15 protein-coding genes are annotated in these 19,637 nt (G+C 56.7%); 3 read left to right on the top strand and 12 right to left on the bottom strand.

Features of this window, described 5'->3' with window-relative positions; translation table 11 throughout:
* Positions 1-3: 3 nt before the first annotated feature.
* From PYL13_RS19435 to PYL13_RS19490, 12 genes are all read right to left on the bottom strand, one after another.
* Positions 4-903: an NAD(P)-dependent oxidoreductase gene (locus tag PYL13_RS19435; RefSeq protein WP_275643297.1), complete on the bottom strand. Its 900-nt coding sequence runs from the start codon at positions 901-903 to the stop codon at positions 4-6.
* Positions 904-1,014: 111 nt separating this feature from the next.
* Positions 1,015-1,440 carry a carboxymuconolactone decarboxylase family protein gene (locus PYL13_RS19440; RefSeq protein WP_192489824.1) on the bottom strand — a complete coding sequence of 142 codons (426 nt, stop codon included), beginning with the start codon at positions 1,438-1,440 and terminating at the stop codon, positions 1,015-1,017.
* A 60-nt stretch (positions 1,441-1,500) separates the two neighbouring features.
* The gene (locus PYL13_RS19445) at positions 1,501-2,937 is read right to left on the bottom strand and encodes an aldehyde dehydrogenase family protein (RefSeq protein ID WP_275643298.1); all 1,437 of its coding nucleotides are present in this window, start codon (positions 2,935-2,937) and stop codon (positions 1,501-1,503) included.
* A gap of 10 nt (positions 2,938-2,947) precedes the next feature.
* Positions 2,948-3,823, bottom strand: a complete 876-nt coding sequence (locus PYL13_RS19450) for an NAD(P)-dependent oxidoreductase (RefSeq protein ID WP_250984421.1) — start codon at positions 3,821-3,823, stop codon at positions 2,948-2,950.
* 70 nt (positions 3,824-3,893) lie between these two features.
* Entirely contained in the window at positions 3,894-4,220 is a 327-nt protein-coding gene (locus tag PYL13_RS19455; RefSeq protein WP_250984420.1) for an NIPSNAP family protein, read from the bottom strand.
* Between the two features lie 79 nt (positions 4,221-4,299).
* A complete protein-coding gene (locus PYL13_RS19460) occupies positions 4,300-5,100 on the bottom strand; it encodes an N-acyl homoserine lactonase family protein (protein WP_250984419.1) in 801 nt (266 codons plus the stop codon).
* Positions 5,101-5,209: 109 nt separating this feature from the next.
* Positions 5,210-6,421 (bottom strand): ABC transporter substrate-binding protein, encoded by a 1,212-nt coding sequence (locus PYL13_RS19465; RefSeq protein ID WP_250984418.1) that lies wholly within the window; start codon positions 6,419-6,421, stop codon positions 5,210-5,212.
* Positions 6,422-6,451: 30 nt separating this feature from the next.
* Positions 6,452-7,162 carry an ABC transporter ATP-binding protein gene (locus PYL13_RS19470; protein WP_192489830.1) on the bottom strand — a complete coding sequence of 237 codons (711 nt, stop codon included), beginning with the start codon at positions 7,160-7,162 and terminating at the stop codon, positions 6,452-6,454.
* Complete coding sequence (locus PYL13_RS19475) at positions 7,155-8,921, bottom strand: branched-chain amino acid ABC transporter ATP-binding protein/permease (protein WP_275643299.1); 1,767 nt, start codon at positions 8,919-8,921, stop codon at positions 7,155-7,157. Before PYL13_RS19475 ends, PYL13_RS19470 begins: the two co-directional genes overlap by 8 nt.
* Positions 8,921-9,886, bottom strand: coding sequence for a branched-chain amino acid ABC transporter permease (locus tag PYL13_RS19480; RefSeq protein ID WP_250984416.1), 966 nt, complete (start codon positions 9,884-9,886; stop codon positions 8,921-8,923). The genes PYL13_RS19475 and PYL13_RS19480 overlap by 1 nt, the downstream gene beginning before the upstream one ends.
* Positions 9,883-11,253 carry an MmgE/PrpD family protein gene (locus tag PYL13_RS19485; protein WP_275643300.1) on the bottom strand — a complete coding sequence of 457 codons (1,371 nt, stop codon included), beginning with the start codon at positions 11,251-11,253 and terminating at the stop codon, positions 9,883-9,885. The genes PYL13_RS19480 and PYL13_RS19485 overlap by 4 nt, the downstream gene beginning before the upstream one ends.
* 126 nt (positions 11,254-11,379) lie before the next feature.
* Positions 11,380-12,126: an SDR family NAD(P)-dependent oxidoreductase gene (locus tag PYL13_RS19490; RefSeq protein ID WP_250984414.1), complete on the bottom strand. Its 747-nt coding sequence runs from the start codon at positions 12,124-12,126 to the stop codon at positions 11,380-11,382.
* A 365-nt stretch (positions 12,127-12,491) separates the two neighbouring features.
* Here PYL13_RS19490 and PYL13_RS19495 point away from each other — a divergent pair, with 365 nt between their 5' ends.
* The 3 genes from PYL13_RS19495 to PYL13_RS19505 all read left to right on the top strand — a co-directional run bounded on the left by PYL13_RS19495 (position 12,492) and on the right by PYL13_RS19505 (position 19,622).
* Complete coding sequence (locus PYL13_RS19495; RefSeq protein WP_275643301.1) at positions 12,492-14,699, top strand: methyl-accepting chemotaxis protein; 2,208 nt, start codon at positions 12,492-12,494, stop codon at positions 14,697-14,699.
* A gap of 157 nt (positions 14,700-14,856) precedes the next feature.
* Positions 14,857-16,128 carry a metallophosphoesterase family protein gene (locus PYL13_RS19500; protein WP_275643302.1) on the top strand — a complete coding sequence of 424 codons (1,272 nt, stop codon included), beginning with the start codon at positions 14,857-14,859 and terminating at the stop codon, positions 16,126-16,128.
* A complete protein-coding gene (locus tag PYL13_RS19505; protein WP_275643303.1) occupies positions 16,128-19,622 on the top strand; it encodes an AAA family ATPase in 3,495 nt (1,164 codons plus the stop codon). The genes PYL13_RS19500 and PYL13_RS19505 overlap by 1 nt, the downstream gene beginning before the upstream one ends.
* The last annotated feature ends 15 nt before the right edge of the window (positions 19,623-19,637 follow it).

The following is a 19,637-nucleotide window of genomic DNA, read 5'->3' on the forward strand; positions in this document are numbered from 1 at the left end:
ACATCAGTCCTTTTTGTTGTGCAGGCGAACGCCGCCCGAAATGTCCCCGATTGCATCAACGACGCGATTGCTGATCACATCGCCATAACCAAGCGCAGTCGCAAGACCAAAGCTGGCCATGGGCCCGGCAGAGTTGAGAGACGAAACGCCTAGTTCGTGTAACATGTCACAATAGAGCAAAACATCCTTGGTCATCAGCTTGCTGGTCAGGCCGCCTTCCAGATAATCACCGTCGACAATCTTAGGGAAGCGGTTCAGCGTTGCGAAGTTAACACCACTGCTGGCATTGAGCACATCCAGCAGCTTGTGCAGATCAAGACCGGCCTTCTTGCCCGCCACCATGACTTCCGCCGTCGCAGCAAGGCTGACGGCGTTGAGGAAATTGTTGAGAAGCTTGGCGGTGTGACCCGCGCCGCAGTCGCCCATGACGATCACTTTGCTGGCAATCAGCGAAAACACGGGCTGCAACCGTTCAATGGCGCCGGCGTCGCCGCCCACCATCAGCGTCAGGGCGCCTTTTTCGGCAGCGGCAGCGCCACCGGAAATTCCGGCATCAACCAGGAACGCACCCTTTTCCGCAAAAAGACGGGCAAGTCTTTTGGTCGAGGCGGCCGACGCCGTGCTCATATCCGCAACAACCTGTCCGGGGCGGATATGCTGGAGAACTCCATCTTCGCCCTCCACGACACGTTCGATCACGACGCTGTCAGGCAAAGAAAGCAGGATGATATCTGCGCCTTCCATCACCTCCCGAATGCTTTGGGGCGGTGTCGCACCAAAACGCGCTGCTGCCTGCGCATCCTTGTCGTAACCGAGGACTTCGACGCCGCCTGCCACGATGCAGCGCGTCATGCGTCCTCCCATATTGCCAAGTCCGATAAATCCCACTTGCGGATTAGACATCCTGCTTATCCTCGATACAGCACCCAATTCCGTTGCCAGAATGCTGGCATTGCGGGCGCGTTTTCCTCACTCACGCTCATCCATCGCCAATGGCACTGGCGCGCGGACAGTTCATTTGCCGCTTCCGTTCAAGGCTTCACCAGCCTTTGCCTGCTCTGCCTGCCATTCCTTGATGGCCGTGCTGGCAGTTCTGAACGCGGCAAGAGCCGCCGGAGCGCCGCAATAGACCATGGCCTGCAACAAAACGGCCTGGATCTGGTCTGGTGTCACGCCGTTGCGCAAGGCACCGCGCACATGCACCGCCAGTTCGTGGTGCTGGTTCATGGCCGTCAGCATGGCGAGATTGAGCATGCTACGGGTTTCAAACGGTAACCGTTCGTCGCCCCAGACCTCACCCCAGCAATATTCCGTGACTAGCCTCTGGGCTGGCCGGTTGAAATCGTCAGCATTTTCCCACGACTTTTCGACGTGGGCTGCGCCCAGCACGCGTTTGCGGTTCTGGAACCCTTTGGCGAAGATTTCGCTTTCAGTTGGCATTCCGATGTGCCTCCCTCGTTATCACTGTTATTGCTATCGGGCTGACCTGGATGACCGTGCTCATTCGCCGGCTCCGTATCCAATCATCGCCTTGGTTTCGAGATACTCGCGCAGTCCCGCCTCGCCCCATTCGCGGCCATTGCCCGAGCGGCCAAAACCACCGAATGGCGCACCGAAGTCAGCAGGCGGATAATTGATATGCACCTGACCACCATTGAGCCGCCGGGCAATAGCTCGCGCCCGCTCACGGTCTGCCGACTGGACATAGGCGGCAAGGCCGTAAAATGTGCCATTGGCAATGGCGACGGCTTCATCTTCACTCCGATAGGGAATGATCGACAGAACCGGACCAAAGATTTCTTCCTGCGCAATGGCCATGTCCGGCCCAACATCGCTGAACACTGTCGGGCGCACATAATAGCCGTCTGGCAGACCTTCAGGACGTTCAGCACCGCCAGCAACAAGTGTTGCTCCTTCTGCCACACCACTGTTGATGAAGCTCAGGACACGATCAAACTGGCTGCGATTGACGACCGGGCCGAGCTGGGTATCGGCGGCATCCGTCGGTCCAAGACGATAGGCATCCGCGGCGTCCGCGGCGATTTTGGACGCGCGGTCCATCAGATGCGCGGGCACCAGCATACGGGTGGGGATCGAGCAGGATTGGCCCGAATTGGTAAAGCAGGCCGCCACGCCTCGACGCACAGCATCTTCAAGATCAACGTCATCAAGCAGAATATTGGCCGACTTGCCGCCCAGTTCCTGCGCGACCCGTTTGACCGTCGGAGCCGCTGCCCGCGCCACCTCGATGCCAGCACGGGTCGAACCGGTAAAGGACACCATGGCAATGTCGTCATGGGCTGCAATGGCAGAGCCAACCGTTGGACCATCGCCGTTGACGAGATTGAAGACACCGGGAGGCACACCCGCCTCATGCAAGACTTCGGCAAATAGAACCGTGCTGATGGCGGAGAATTCGCTGGGCTTCAGAACCATCGTGCAGCCAGCAGCAAGTGCTGGCCCTACCTTCACGATGACCTGATTGACCGGCCAGTTCCAAGGCGTGATCAGACCACAGACGCCAACCGGCTGGTGCCGCAGGCGCGTGCCGCTATCCATGTCCTCTTCGAAACGAAAGTCTCTCAGGACCTTCAGCAGCGCCTCGATATGCAAAGGTCCACGCGCCGCCTGCCCCTTTGTTGCAAAGGTAATGGGCGAACCCATTTCCACACGCATCGCTTCGGCAAACTCATCATAACGACTGTTATAGGCAGCAAGAATCCGCTCAAGCAAAGCAATGCGTTCTTCGACGGTCGTGGCGGCAAAGGCCGGTGCTGCACGTTTGGCGGCCGCCACGGCTCTGTCAACATCCGCTTCATTGCCGAGAGACAGCCGACCAATGACCTTTTCGGTTGAGGGATCGATGAGATCCATGGTGCTGCCACCAACTGGCTCAACCCAGGCACCATCAATATAAAACTTGTCCAGGACGATCATGGCGAAACCCTCAATCCTGTTCCTGCTCGAGCAGGCGATACATTTCGGTGTGATCAGCAGTTGGGCCGACCTCGCCTGCCTGCTCATGCCAGAGGTCGATACCGTTGCGTCCGAAGGTCAGCGGATAATCAACCGATTGCGCCAAGGCACGGGCAATGCCCAGATCCTTGTCCATGAGATGCAGTGAAAAACCGGACCCGTAGGTGCCCGACAACATAAATTGTTTGACCTTGTTTTCAGACGTATTGCTCTTGCCGGATGAGGCGTTGAGCACATCCGTCATCGCCTCAGGCGAAATGCCAAAGCGCTGTGCAACATGCAGCGCCTCAACCGTCACCATCAGCCCGCACGCTGACACGAAGTTGTTGAGCGCCTTGGCCGCATGGCCAGACCCGGCCGGACCGATAAACAGAATGGAGCCGCCCATTGCTTCAAGCACCGGCATGGTCTCGGCTTTCACTGTTTCCTTGCCACCCACGAGAATGGCAAGTGTGCCCTCCCGGGCTCGCTTGACGCCACCGGAAACCGGAGCATCAAGATATTCCAGCCCCTGAGCTTCGAGCGTTGCCGCCAGATCACGCGACCGCACCGGCTCGGACGAACTCATGTCGACGACCAGCGAGCCCTTGCGCAGCGCTGCTGCCCAACCATTTTCCAGAAGAACCGTTTCAACGATCTTGGAATTCGGCAGCATGGTGATCAGAACATCAACCTCACCCGCCACATCTTTCGTTAATGGCGATACGGATAGCTCATCACAGATCGCGCTGACCCGCGCCGGATCTGCGTCCGCCACCAGAATGCGAAATCCTGCCTTAACCAGGCATGCACACATCGGCGCGCCCATCATTCCCAATCCAATGAAGCCTATTGTTTTTCCGGCCATCTGATTGTCTAACCTCACCTGTTTTCATCGCGCTCCGGCCCAATGCCAGAAGTGGTTTTAAAACCTGCCGTTAACGCAGGGCGGAAAAATCCGTTGGAGCAAGGAAACTGTTTTCCACCCGTGCAACGATCGGGCGTTCGCGTTCGGTTTCCGCACGCGCAGCGATCCAGTCAGCGTCGGCCTGGAATGCGTTCCAGCGCTCTTCACGTTCGGCCATGCTTTTCCATTTGAGAATGTAACCGAGCGTGTGATTGTCACTGCCGACAAGCGTCGTCCAGAAACCCACCTGTTCGATGCCATATTTGTCGAAGAAGCCGAGCGTATGGCTACGGAAACGGTCGAGAAGAGCTGGCAGTCTGGTGGGGGCGCAGTAGTAGACACGCATTTCAAGGATCATCGGATTTTCCTCCCGGATCATCAATCAAGTTTACGTTACATTGCAGTAATACAATATGTCGATAATACAAAATTATCGATCAGATTGTTAATTCGTCGACATCCAGTTTGGCAACCATGCCTTCGGTCTGATTGCTGTAAGCCGGATATCGTTTGAGCACCTCCGGATCGTGCCCGGGAACAATCAGGCGCTTCTCACCGGCCAGCTGCATCAGCCGTCCGTAGCCAGCGATCGTCTGTGAAACGCTGTCGCAAGTCGGGAAAACCCGGCCGGAATTCATATGAGCGTAGTGGTGGGACGCGTCAGAGGCGAGCACGACTGCGCCACGCGCCGTGTTGACACGCACGCATTGAAGGCCGCGCGAATGGCCACCGATATGATGTACGGAAACGCCGGGAAAAAGCTGGTCGTCCCCATTTGCAAAAGCGACCTTGCCTGCGTAAACGCGGCGCACCATGCCCGTCACATCCTCGGCCTCATATGGGTGGTTTAGCGTGTGGTGACACATGCAGGGACCGGTCGCGTATTGCATCTCGCTTTCCTGCATATGGAAGCAGGCATTGGGGAACATGTCGTTGTTGCCGGCATGGTCGTAATGCATATGGGTAATGATGACGTGCTGTACGCTGGCGCAATCCACACCCACGGCCGAAAGGGCCTGATTGACGGGTGTGGTCAGTTCGCGCGCTCGGCGATTGCCGCTGTCCGGATTAAAGCCGGTATCGACAATGATGGTGCGCTTGTCATTGCGGATCACCCACACAAAATAGTCGAGTGGCATCGGCCGGTCATGTTCATCACCGCCGATGAAATTCTGCGAAGATTGCCGCCCGTTATGGGCATATTTCACGGCAAGAACTTCATATGTCTCGTCAGCCATTCCATCCTCTTTACGCTTGCAGCGCGCGGCGCAGTATCCAGAGCCGGGGCGGGTTGAACCGCCCCGGTTATGACGTCCTCACCCGGACACGATGTCCGGACTAGCATCATCATTTCGGCCAGATCGGCTTTGCAAGCGCCAGATCGTCAGGATAAACGGTAACCGGAATACCCTTCTGCCACTGGATGATCGTCAGGCTGGCGCCTTCGCGATGGCCCTTGTCGTCAAAGCTTAGCGTACCGCCGGGGAAATATTTGGCCGGACCGGCATTCAGCGTTCTCAACGCTTCACCAAGAGCGGCACGGTCACGGCTGCAGCTCTTGTCCAGTGCATCCTTGAACAACCAGATATCGCCATAGGTCGAGATGGCATTCTGCGTCATCCATGGCTCGCCATACTTTTCGTTCAGACGCTTGATCAGGTCTTCCTGACCTTTGGTGCCCCAGTTCGCCACCGCTGACATCACGCCTTCAAGCAGGTCGGCCTGCATGGTGTTGAGTACTTCCGGTTCGGCAATAGCAATACCAAAGGAAACCACAGGTGTGTTGACCCGGAACTCCTTCATCTTCTCAAGGATCAGCTTGCTGTCTGAGATAACCGTCGGCAGGAAAAACAGCAGATCCGGCTTTTGCTGCCGCACTTGCTGCACAAGCGAGGTCGCGTCCGCCAGCGGCGGCGTGAACACCTGCTCGAAGGACAGGTCAAGGCCAACATCCTTCAGAAGACCCTTCTTCATGCGATCAACAGAGGCAAGCGATGCAGCCGTGTTATCGGTGATGATCGCCACGGTCTTTGGACGCGTGCCGGTTTGCTGCTCGGCAAGGTCAAGGATGATCGGCAATGCGATTTGTGCCTGCACACCCGCGGTCGCAGAAGTCTGGAAGATGTTCTTGAAACCGCGGCTGGTGATGAGGTCGGAATAGGACAAGGTCAGAAGCGGCAGATTAGCACGTTCCGTTACTTCGCTGACCGCGAGCGTGAACGAGCTCAGATAAGCGCCAGTTGCTCCGACAAGGCCCGGAAAGTCCGCAACCATGCGCTGGGCAGAGTTGGTGGCTTTTTCAACGGAATCGCCTGAATCGATAGTGACAAGCTGTAGAGGCGCGCCGCCCAGGCAAGCGATGCCGCCGGCTTTATTGACGTCCTCGACTGCCATTTCGGCGCCCATTTTCATGACCTGACCCGGACGGGCATAAATGCCCGATGTCGGCGCGATCAAACCAATCTGGATTGGTTCTGCCGTCTGGGCCTGCGCCAAACCGGCATTCAGCACTGTTGATGCCAGTGCTGCTGTCAGAAAGAATTTTGCATTGCTTTTCATGTGTTCACTCCTCCACACATTATTGCTTTGTTACATTCCAAGATATGCCTGACGGACGCGGTCGTCGGCCTTCAGCGCCTCTCCGTCTCCCTCGAGCACAATTCGTCCCGTTTCCAGAACGTATCCGCGATCTGCAAATTGCAGGGCCTCGGCGACCCGCTGCTCCACCAGCAGGATCGAAAGACCTATGTCACGCCTGATCTCCATCATCTTGTCGAACACAAGATCGGCGGTGGATGGAGCAAGTCCCATGGATGGCTCATCAAGCATCAAAAGCTTTGGAGATGATGCCAAACCACGACCTATGGCCAGCATCTGCTGCTGACCGCCCGACAATGTGCCGGCATACTGGCCAGCACGCTCCTTCAGCACCGGAAACCAGGTGTATATGCGCTCAAGATTTTCTTTCCATTCGCGGCGGCCCTTTTCGGTCGCGGCACCCATTTCCAGATTTTCAAGCACCGTCATCGACGGAAACACCTGCCGTCCCTCTGGAACATGGGCGATGCCCAGATGTGGTCGACTGGATGGCTCAAGGTTGGAAATATCCTGTCCCTCGCAGAGAATGCGACCACCGCGTAATGGAACGATCCCAGAAATTGCCTTGAACAACGTGGTCTTGCCCGCACCATTCGGACCGACAACCGAGATGAACTGGCCCTGGCCGATCGTGAGTGACACGCCGTGCAGAACCGCGATGGATGATGAATAGCCGGCGGTGATGTCTTCGATCTCAAGCATTTGCCACCCATTTCTTTCCAAGATAGGCCTCGATAACCCGTGAATCCCGGGTAACTTCCTGCGGCAGTCCTTCGGTAATGACCTGCCCGTGATCGAGCACAAGGAAGCGATCAACCAGCTGAACCATGGCATGCATCGTGTGCTCGATAATCACGACCGTGACACCTGACGCTGACAGCCGACGGATAACGGCAACCACTTCGACCGCCTCTTCCTTGCCAAGCCCTGCCAATGTCTCATCCAGCAACAGGATGTGTGGTTTTCCGGCCAAAGCGCGGGCAAGTTCCATCAGGCGCAGGTCCTTGGTCGAGAGACCCCCAGCAAGCTGGTGCGCGATATACAACAATCCGACCTGACGAAGTGCATCGTCAGCAATGGTTTCTGCCTCTTCCTCGCTTTTTGCGGTGACGTAAGAGCCGACCTTCACGTTGTCACGCACACTCATGCGGGTGAACGGACGCATGATCTGGAATGTGCGGCCGACACCGGCCTGACACAGTTCATGCGGTTTGCGACGCGCCATGTTGACGCCGTCAACCATCACCTCGCCCTCGCTTGGCAACTGAAAGCCGTTGAGCAGATTGAACAGCGTGGTCTTGCCGGCACCGTTCGGGCCGATAATGCCGAGGATCATGCCCTTGTTGACCTGGAAGCTGACATTCTGCACGGCTTTCAGACCACCGAAGTTCTTCGACATATTGCGCACGTCGAGGACGATTTCGGGGTTGAGTCCACGGGTTTCCCGGGCAGGAAGCGGTGTGACATTGGCAGCCACCGGCTGATCGGCGATCACAGGTGACGTTTCTTCCTTGCGGCTACGCAAACGGTCACGAATTTTCCAGAACATGCCCTCCGGTGCCGCAGTGATCAGAACCACGATGGCAACACCGTAAACCACGCCCTGAATACCGGGCAGGAAGTTGCCGAGTTCCGCGTGCAGGACTTCGGCAATCGGGATCAGGAAGGACGCACCGATAATCGGTCCCCACAAGGTACCCGCACCACCGAACATCGTCACAGTCAGCGCCTGCGCAGAAACTAGCATGCCAAATACCGACTGCGGTGTGATGACGAGAATGACGACGGCATAGAGCGACCCGGCCATCGCGGCAATGGCACCGCTCAGCGCGATAGCTTTGAGTTTCCATCGCAGGGTATCAATACCGGCAGCCTCGGCAGCTGCCTCGTTCTGCTTGATGGCGATAAGCGCCATGCCGAAACGAGAGGCTTCGATTGCGCGCGACAGCACGACAACGGCGCAGAGGAAGACCATGGCAATCAGCGTGTAGACCCGACCATCCGTGAACTGCATGTAAGCGGCAGGATTGTCGTGGACACGTGGAATGCTGACTTCAGGAAAACCAAGCCATTGGAAGACGTACATCAGTGCCAGCGGATAGGCGAGCATACTGAGCGCGAAGTAGTGGCCGCGCAGCTTGAAGGTTGGAAAACCAATCAGAACACCGGCAACCGCGCCGATCAGACCCGACACAAAGAACATCAGCCAGGGCGACAGACCCCAGTAGATTTGTGCAAGCACGGTGGCAAAGGCGCCTATGCCGAAAAAGCTGGCATGGCCGAAGGACACAAGCCCGGTATAACCGCTGAAGATGTTCCAGCTCAGGCCAAAAATGGCCCAGATCAGTACCAGCGTCAAAATGAGTTGGTAGTAGGAATTGGTCACAAAGATCGCAAGCACCATGTAGCCAAGCGCTAACGCGAAGAAGACCCTGATAGATTTGAGAACAGACATATTCATCAGGTTCTCTCCACGTTGCGGCCGAACAGGCCTTGGGGTCGCAGCATGACAACCAGCAGGAAGCACACGAAGATTGTCGCATTCTGCAACTGGGTGGGCAGGACGAGTGTCGAGAACTGCTGGATGAGACCAATCAGCATGCCGCCCCAGAAGGCACCGATGACGCTGCCGATGCCGCCGAGAACAACACCCGCATACATGATGATGACGTATTCGAGACCGACGAACGGGCTGAACGGATAGTTGGTGGCAAGCAGACCGCCGGCCATCGCCGTAACCGCAGTACCAATGGCGAAGGCCACACGGTGCGACTTGTCGACATTGATGCCCATATAGGTCGCAGCTTCAGCATTGTCGGCCGCAGCACGTAGTGACTTGCCAAGGAAGGTGCGTTGTATCAGCAGCCACAGGCCGATGATGGCGACGGCCGAAAACAGCGCCGTCAGCACACGCGACTTGTTGAAGAACAGCAGGATCGGCATGCTTTCACCAAACGGTTCAAGTGCCCATGCGTCACTCGACAGCGGTGTGCGGATCGATACCAGATCGGCACCAAACAGGATCATCGCGCCATTCTGCAGGATAAGGGCAATACCAAGCGTCAGGATGAGCTGTGCGTAGTGGCCGTCGGCCTCCATGCCCACAGTCCGTGTTCCCGTCACCCGACGGATCATCAAACGGTGGATGATCCAGCCGAACAGGAACATCGCAGGCGCTGCTGCCATGACGGCAACATAGGCGCCAAGTTCAGCACCGAAAAAGGCCTGAATGCCAAAAGCGCCGAACGCGAAATAAGTCGCGTACATGCCGAGCATCATGAAATCGCCTTGGGCGAAGTTAATCACGCGCATGATGCCGAAGATCATAGCCAGACCCACGCACATCATCCCGTAAAGCGCACCAACCAGCACACCTGTAATCAGGAGCTGCAAGATGCTCTCAATCAATATCTGAAAGTCGCTCATACGGCTCTTTCTCCTCCTCCAGTTCGGCATAATTGTTCCAGCGCCGCTACAGCGCGTGCGCTGGCCCCGCTCTTCGTCAGGTTTTCAATGGCAAGTTCGATTTGCTGCGCTTGTTGTTTGCCCAGGCGAATTGCCGCGGCATCGGCCAATCTCTTGCGAACCAGTTCTGGCGACGCTGAACGCACATCATCAAGGAGTTCAACGATCACCTCACCCCGCTTCGTCTCTAACCGGAGTTCCGCGCCCTGACGGGCCGGAAAGGCTCCATCCAGCCAATCGGAAACCGTGATGGTCGTGCGGTCGATCAGGTCTGTGATCGCTGCATCATTGAGCAGCGCATAATTGGCCTGAGCAATCTCGCCACGGGCAATCGTCGCGGCCATGCCAAAGAAAATACTCATCTTTGCCTGCAACGGCGTCTCAAATGGACCGCGATAATTGCAGCCCGGATAATTCAGCGCGGCGTTGTAGGTCGACAGGTGGATCTTCTCGACGCTATCGCCATCTCCCACCCGGTTGATGGCTGCCAAAGCCACCTGACAAGGTGACTGTGCAAAATTGCAGGCAGGCACTTCCTTGTTGAAAACCGCCATGATTTCAAACGTGCCATTTGGATAAAGCGAGATACGCTCAGTCGGCAGCGGAATGCCAAATGCGGGAAACAGGCCGGCAACACCATCAAGCGCGCTGTCTGACCCTTTGGCACCGAGTGCGGCAAGTTTCACAGCACTCAGTGCATTGCGGGCCGCAAAACCGGGGTGAAAATACATGTCGTCAGCGCCGCTATGCGGCCATTCGTTGAGACCACCAAAGGCATTTGCAGCAAGCGCCAGCGCGTTGACTGTCTTGTCCTGATCGAGACCAAGCAATATTGCGCCAGCCAGTGCGCCTGAAAGTGGGCCTATCAGGCCCGTGGGACGAAAACGCCGCGCCATATCTGGCGTTATCAGCGCCCGCCCGACCCGACCGCCGATTTCATAACCCGCAATAGCTGCTTCCAGTGGATCTGCGACAAGGTCAGGGTTTTCGGCAACGAGCGCCAGAACAACAGGCCAGACCACGACACCCATGTGGCTGATACTGCCGGCATGCATGTCTTCGCGCACCAGGCCGTGGCCACGAACGCTATTGGCGAAGGCTGCATCCAATGCACCAACAGTCGCCGCCTCACCAATCACGGCGCACGGGCCATTGCCGCCAACCGCGACAGCCAGTGCCTGCCTGCTCCACGGTAGATCGGCAGCCTCGATTGCGCAGGAGATGAAGTCGGCAAGGCAGGTGGCTGCCTTTGCCCGGACCTCGTCCGGGAAGCCGCCTTCAGGTTTTGCCTGAGCGACAAGTTCGCGCAATAGCGCATTGCTTCTCATTGAACTCTCTCCCTTTTGGCCCTTGGTCAGCCCGCCTGAAGGCAGGCATGAGCAAGGGTTCGGGCGCCCAGAAAGGGACAGCCCGCCTCCATTCATGCAAATTGGCAAACCCGTCGCGGCCGCGCTTCAAGCGCCCGCGATTGACATTCCACAGTCGATTTTCAGAGATACGCCGGTAATGCAGCGCGCATCATCCGAGGCCAGAAACACCACGGCATTGGCAACATCTTCCGCCTCAGGCAAACGGCCGAGCAGCGACTTCGCCTCCCGTTGCGCCCAGCCAGCATCCGTAATGACTGCGCTGGCTCCGGGCGTGCGCACCGAGCCGGGCGCAACAGCATTCACCCGCACACCCTTGGCGCCCAGTTCGGCAGCCTGTTGGCGCGTGAAAGCATCGATTGCGCCCTTGATTGTCGTGTAAACCGAGGTGCGGCCAACAGCCATCGAAACAGCAATGGATGAGAGATTGATGATGCTGCCGTTTGCGCTCTTCTCAATGAACGGCGTCGCCGCCTGCGTTGCCCAGAGAAAACCCTTGATGCCAACATCCAGCATCCGGTGCACTTCATGTTCGGGAAATTCTGCCAGTGGCGAATAATGGAAAACAACGGCATTGTTGACGAGAATGTCGAGACCGCCATCTGCGGCAAATGTATTAATCGCCTTATGAACGGCCTGACGGTCGCTGACATCGCAGGCCAGAGCGACAAGATCAACATCCGCATTTTCGGAGATCACAACGTCCAAACGTCCTGCATCATTATCGAGGACGCCAACGGTGGCCCCAGCTTTTGCAAGACCAACTGCGATAGCAAGACCGATACCGTTCGCGCCTCCGGTGACAACAGCACGCAATCCCTCCAGTGCCGGCATGCAAACCTCCCCTTTTGCGTTACCTAATCCTTAAAATGGGTAATATCACAAAATGACAATAATACAATCATAAAATTCGCACCACTTGACCACCCTGTCCCACTAAGTGCACGGCAGGCGACTGTCTTATCGTATCCGCAATAGGATGAGGCAAAACCACCACCGCTTGCCCGGGCCTAAAATCGTGAAAGGCCTTATTTCGCACCGTCTTTCAGGCGATGGCAAACAACGCATTATTAATAACAGATATATAATATACATACATTTGGAGCGATCCTCACCGATTACCGGTACCGAGGGTTGTCCGCTCCAAGTCACGGCAACTTCGAGGAGGAGTATTCCGTGACTTCATATGGGGGAGCGTCATGATTTTCAGATCTGCCACAAGCCGCAATATTTTCTCTGTTGCAGCAGCTGGGGTGCTGACAACAGCGGCTGCGGCTGGAATTCTATTCTCGATCACCTACAGCGACATGCGGGAAGCGAGCATCACTCGCATGAAACAGATCACGGAATCGGGTGCCGCCGGGATCGCCAAGGATATGAGCAGCGCCGTCCAGGTGGCGAGCGGCATTCGCTCCAGCCTGACAGCGATGCAAACCGCGCAAAAGGCCGATCGTACAGCGGCTGATGCCATGCTAACCGCAACCCTTCGCGACAACCCCGCCCTTCTGGCCACATGGACAGCTTGGGAGCCGAACGCTTTCGACGGCCATGACGTCGATAACACCGGGCAGACGGGGCATGATGCGACAGGACGTTACGTTCCTTACATGTCGCGCAGCGGCGACAAGATCGCACACGATCCACTTGTGGACTACACCGTACCTGGCGTTGGCGACTATTACCTTCTGGCCCGCGACAGCCAGAAAACGGTTGTCATTGAACCCTATGAATACCCGGTTGATGGCAAGACCGTGCTCATCACATCCGTTGCCATGCCGATTATTGAAGATCGCAAATCTGTTGGCGTTGCAGGCATCGACATCTCGCTCGCCGCCGCAAACGAAACAATTTCAAAAATCCATCCGATGGATACCGGTTTTCTGGCGCTGGTAACTGCCAAGGGCAATATTATCAGCCACCCGGACAAGGCACTGGTCGGAAAATCCATATCCAATGCAGGCGATGCTGTTGCAGGTTGGGCCAATATCATCGCCAATTCCGGAACCGAAGAGGAGATGACGGCGCCGGATGGCACCACCTATTTCTCGATTGCCGCTCCGGTCAAACTCACACCCGAGATGAATTGGTATGCGATTGCCTTTATCCCGAAAGACACGGTCTTTGCCGGTCTCTATAGCATGATGTGGAGTGCAGCTTTCATTACCGCCGGGGCGATTGCGCTGCTTGGTCTTTCCGGTTGGCTGATTGCCCGTCGCTTCATTGGCCGCATTGCCAATGTGATCGGTGAAACCAACGAAATTGCCAGCGGCAATCTGAATGTCGATCTTCGTGACCGTGAAAAGCATGACGAGATTGGTGACCTGTCACGTTCTCTTGAAATCTTGCTTCAGAACAACCGCCGCCGTGTGGAACTCGAAGCCGAGGCCGAGGCAGGACGCGCAGCGCAAGAGGCGGAGCGTCTCGAACGTGAGCGGATCAATTCCGCGCAGGAAGAAGAAGTCCGATTTGCTGTAACCCGACTGGCTGGTGGACTGGAGCGGCTGTCCGAAGGTGACATGACCGTGCGCCTCGACGAATCCTTCTGTCAGGCGCTCGACGGAATTCGCGGCAACTTCAACCATTCCGTGGAGAAATTGCAGGCGGCAATGTTGTCGTTCCGCGACAACGCCTCAACAATCCAATCCGGCTCGGAAGAAATTCGCAACGCCGCGGACAATCTTGCCCGCCGCACCGAACAGCAGGCGGCATCGGTCGAACAGACAGCTGCAGCATTGGAGCAGATCACCACATCGGTGAGAGATTCGACCGCGCGTGCTGAAGAAGCCGGCAATCTCGTCACACGCACGCGGCTTGGTGCTGAGAAATCCGGCGATGTGATGCGCGAAGCCGTCAATGCAATGAGTGAGATCGAAAACTCCTCGCAATCCATCTCCAACATCATCAGCGTCATTGATGAAATTGCCTTCCAGACTAACCTACTCGCCCTCAATGCCGGCGTTGAGGCCGCCCGTGCCGGTGAGGCCGGCAAGGGTTTTGCGGTGGTCGCGCAGGAAGTTCGTGAACTTGCCCAACGCTCGGCGCAGGCAGCAAAGGAAATCAAGAGCCTGATTTCCTCATCTGGTGATCATGTAAAACGTGGTGTCTCATTGGTTGGACAGACCGGCACAGCGCTGCAGGCGATTGTCGCGGAGGTTCAGCAGATCAACCAGAATGTCCTGGCGATTGTGCAATCCGCGCGCGAACAATCAACCGGTCTGCAGGAGATCAACGCTGCGGTGAACCAGATGGACCAGGCCACCCAGCAGAACGCTGCAATGGTTGAGGAATCCAACGCCGCCTCCCATACGTTGGTAACGGAGGTCTCTGCCCTCTCCAACCGCCTTGGCCAGTTCCGGCTGACCCAAACGCATAATGTTTCCCCGATACAGTACCGGGGCGCAGCGTAGGTCTTTCTACCAACTATCCATGCCCACCAATCCGGCCGTGTCCGCACGGCCGGAATTTTTATGGCCGCTGACAGGACCAACAGTTATCTTGTTGTTGCGCGACCACTGACGACATTCGTCACTTTACTTTGCCGGTGAATTCCTCGAAAAATGTCGCATGCCGTTCAGGTTCATTCATACCGCCGACCTTCATCTCGATTCTCCACTCCGCTCTCTGGCATTGCGAAACAGCGATCTTGCCGAGCTGATTGGTGACGCCACACGGCAAGCTTTTGCAGCCATCGTCGATCTGTGTATCGATGAGCAGGTCAACGCGCTGGTTATTGCCGGTGATCTCTATGACGGTGACCAGACCTCGATGAAAACTGCGCGCTTTCTGGCAAGCCAGATGCGTCGGCTGCATGAGGCAGGCATCGCCACCTTTGTCATCCGTGGCAATCACGATGCCCTGTCCCGCATCACCCAGGAATTGATCATGCCACCTTCCGTCACCGTATTTGGCGGACGGCCCCAGACCATTGATTTTGCCCATGGGGACCTCACGCTCGCCGTTCATGGCCTGAGCTTTGCCAAACCGCATGCGCCGGAAAGCCTTCTCGAGAAATATCATCGCCCCACACCGGACGCGGTGAATATCGGCATCATGCATACAAGTTTGGCCGGAGCGCCCGGTCATGATCTTTACGCGCCATGCAAGGTATCTGACCTGCACGACTGGAATTTCGACTATTGGGCTCTTGGACACGTCCATGCCCGCACACAGCATAAGGGTGAGCGCACCGTCATCATGCCGGGCATGCCGCAGGGCCGCGACATCAATGAAAACGGCGAAAAGACCGTCACCCTGGTGACAGTCAACGATGATCGCAGCCTTACCATCGAAGAGCGCGCAACCAGCATCGCACAGTTTGAACGCATCCCGGTGGATCTGTCTTCAGCCGAAACCTGGCGTGAAACCGCAGATCTGATTGAGGCGGCCATGGGCAACGCCCGGGATCAAGCAAACTCAACGCATCTGGTTGGACGCCTGCGACTGACGGGGGCGACACCACTGTCCTTTCAGCTGCGTCGTGATCGGGACCTGTTATTGGCAGAAACCGAACAACGTGCCGAAAGCCTCGGCCGGACCTGGATTGAAAAGATCGAAGTGGCGACGATAGCCCCAGCAAGTGTCACAAGTGGAGATACGGCCGCCGATCCGGTGCTCGAACTTGGCGAGTTGATGCGTAACGACATCATCAAACAGCATGGCATTCGTGAAGCAGTAAGGGATTTGGTCAAGGAATTGCGCGATGATCTTCCACCGGAGGCACGAGCATTCAGTGGTGATAATGAAGTGGCATTTGAAACCTTGATTGACCAGCTTCTCGCGGAAGGCAGTGATGACATCCTCGCCCGGTTAAAACCGGAAGCGTCGGAGATCAACTGATGCGTCTGCGCAGGCTCGATCTCACCCGTTATGGCAAATTTACCGATTATTCGATCGACTTTGGCGAGCACAAAGCCGGCACACCGGACCTGCACATTATCTATGGCCTCAACGAGGCAGGAAAATCGACCTCCCTGAATGCCTATCTCGATCTGCTGTTCGGCATCGAAGAACGCACGCGATACGGTTTCCTGCATCAAGGCAAGGCGATGGAAATTGGTGCCTGCCTCGAATTCGACGGTCAGGCCCAAGAATTCAAACGTATCAAGCAGCGCAACAATTCACTGTTGAACGAACAGGGCCAACCGCTCAATGAGGGCGCGCTCAGTGTTCCGCTTGCCGGTCTGAGCCGTGATGCTTATCGCATGATGTTTTCCCTCGACGACCAGACGCTGGAAGATGGCGGCAATGCCATTCTGGAAAGCAAGGGCGATCTGGGCGAATTGCTGTTTTCAGCCAGTGCCGGCCTTGCGGGCGTCAGTTCCATTCTCGAAGCGGCCACCAGTGAAGCGGATGGTATTTTCCGCAAGCGCGCAAGTTCGACAAAAATTGCCAGCCTCAAGCGACAAATCGCAGACCTTAAATCGCAGCGCGACGAAATCGATACGCAGGCTTCTGCCTATCGGGCCCTGACGGCAGAACTGGAACAGGCCGAGGCGGCCTATGACGCCGTGATAAAGGAGATTAGTGCCGCAAAAACACGGCAGGATGAGATTGCGCGCGTTCTGCGCACCCATCCGCTGGTTGGCGAATACAACCGCGGCAAAGACCAGCTTTTGCACTATGATGATTTGCCAAGGCCACCAGACGAATGGGCAACGGCACTCCCCAATCTCGTTGTCGAAGAGGCGCGCTTTCAGACGCGGTTGACCGGCCTTGACCAACGCGAACAAACACTTCGCGGCGAGCTGGCCCAACTGGTTACCGATGAGCATCTATTGGCCACTGCCGAACGGATCGATCAGCTGGCCGATGCTGCAGCACGTTATGCCACGGCAGAGGAGGATTTGCCGAAAAGAAAAGAGGCATTGTCGCAGGCAACCCGCAAGCTCGACATGATCCTGGCATCCTTGGGGCATACCGACGTTAAGGACCCTAAAGCACTGCTGATACAGGCGGCTACGATAGGAATGCTACGCGATCTGATCAGCGAAAAATCAGGCATTGATGTTGCACTGCTGGCTGCTGAAAAAGAACACGTCGCGGCACAACAAGCTCTGGAGAACGAGCAACGCGCCCGTAAAACTCTCGATGTAGCCGACTTTGCACTCAACGCCAGCAGATTGGCACAGCTTCAATCGACGCTGAACCGAGTGCGAAACGGTAATCTGTCTGCGGAATTGCGTCTTGCGGAACGCAATCTGACCACCAAACGTCAGGCTTTCGACGATGCCGTCGCCAGACTTTTCCCATGGTCGGGTGATGGAGACGCCCTCAGACGCATATCCTTACCGTCCGCTGATCGCCGTGAGACATGGAAATTGCGGCTTTCCGCGATCGAGCAACGTCGTGCGCAGATCATCGAACGGCAAAGAGAGCTTACGACCCGCCAGAACGAGGAAAGCGCGAGAATTGCAGCCTTGCGCGCTTCAGCCAGCATTCTGGATGATGAGCAGACCAAGCTCACCCTTGCAGAACGGGACGAGATCTGGACGCAGCACCTGGCCGCACTTGATCGGGAAACCGCCGCGCGTTTTGAAAAACAGATGCGCAAAACCGACGAGGTTGTCACCGCCCGTCTCGACAGAGCCAAGGAGTTGGAAGAACTGCGGTCCCTGACGGCAGCACTCGCTGTAACCACGGCCAATAATGAGCGGCAGCGTCAATTGCTTGAAGAAACGAATGGCGAACTGGCGACGCTGCGCCGCGAAATCCGGTCGGAGACACCTTCTGAAATCGAGCTTCCAATAGACGCCTCCCTTGCCAGTTGGCTGGCGAAAACAAGCCAATGGTCAGAAGGCCACGCCGCCGGATTGGCCGCTTGGGACGATTTACGCCAGACCTTGCAGAGCGTCGAACAGGCAAGTACAGCACTTTCAACGGAACAAGACAGCCTTGTGAAGGCCTTGAGTGCCAGCGGCGTTGATGTGGAAGCGCTCGACATTGCCGCCATGACACAGGTCGCGGAGAACCTGCTCGCCGACCACACGGCATTGCAAACCAAACGAGTGGATGCCGACAAACGCATCGCGGAACGGGAAACGGCTGTTTCTCAGCGCAAGACAACACGTGATGAAGCCGCGACAGCTTCTGAGGAGTGGCAGCGCGGCTGGTCAAATGCGCTGATGACCACGTGGTTTGCGGATCGGCAACACAGCATTGGCGCGGTCAGAGAACTTCTCGACGTTGTCGGTGCCCTGCCCGAAGCCTTGCGTGAACAGGCCGACCTGCACCACCGCATCACATCGATGGAAGCCAACCAGAAATCCTTTGTCGACACTGTCGCGCAAATCTATGAGGTTCTCGGCGACACATGTGACGACACCGATCCTCTCACCGCAGCCAGAACCTTGATCAAGCGTCTTGACGAAGCCAGACACGTCGCCACAAAACGGCAGGAACGGGATCAGTCCCTTGCTGGTCTGGCGCTTGAGCGTGAGAACCTGGACAGCGAGATCGCACTTCACGCCGCACATAAAACCCAGATGACCGAGTTTTTTGGTGTCGAGACACTGGCAGAGGTGCGGCAGGCATTGGACCAGTCTGGCAACAGAGACAAGTTGGTGGCCCAGCAGCACAAGCTGGAACAGCAGATTTTCAGCGAGATGCAGATGCCGTCGCTGGATATTGCCATGGACAGTGCATCCGATGTCGATTTGAGCGAATTACAGCGCGAGCAAGCCGAACTTGTGGCACGCCTTGACGCTCTCGATGAACGCTCAAAGACCCTGTTTGCCAACAAGGCACGTGCGGCCGAGCGCCTGTCGGCGATTGGTGGCGATGATGCCGTCGCACGTCTTGAAGCCCAGCGCCGCACATTGCTGTTGGAGGTCGAAGATCTTGCGCTGCGTTATCTGCGGCTGCGCAGCGGCAATCTGATCGCTGAACATGGCATTCGTGCCTATCGCGACAAACATCGAAGCGCGATGATGAACCGGGCATCAGAGGCGTTTCGACTTATCACCCGCGGAGAATATAACGGCCTTGCAACGCGACCAGACAAAGACAAGGAAGTCCTGATCGGCCTGCCGCGAAACGGCGGCTCCAAGGTTGCCGTTGAAATGTCCAAGGGAACGCAATTTCAGCTGTATCTGGCACTGCGCCTGGCCGGATATGAAGAATTCGCCATGGCTCGCCCGTCCGTGCCGTTTATCGCTGACGACATTATGGAGACCTTCGACGAACCCCGCTCAGAAGAAGTATTCCGGCTGTTCGGGCGGATGGCTGAGGTCGGACAGGTCATCTACCTGACCCACCACAGGCATTTATGCGACATCGCGACCGAGAAACTCCCCTTCGCAAAGGTTCATGAAATTTCCTCTGTAACGGGCTGATCAATCGCTCCAGCA

Source organism: Agrobacterium sp. Azo12 (genome assembly GCF_029193765.2).
Taxonomy (GTDB): Bacteria; Pseudomonadota; Alphaproteobacteria; order Rhizobiales; family Rhizobiaceae; genus Agrobacterium.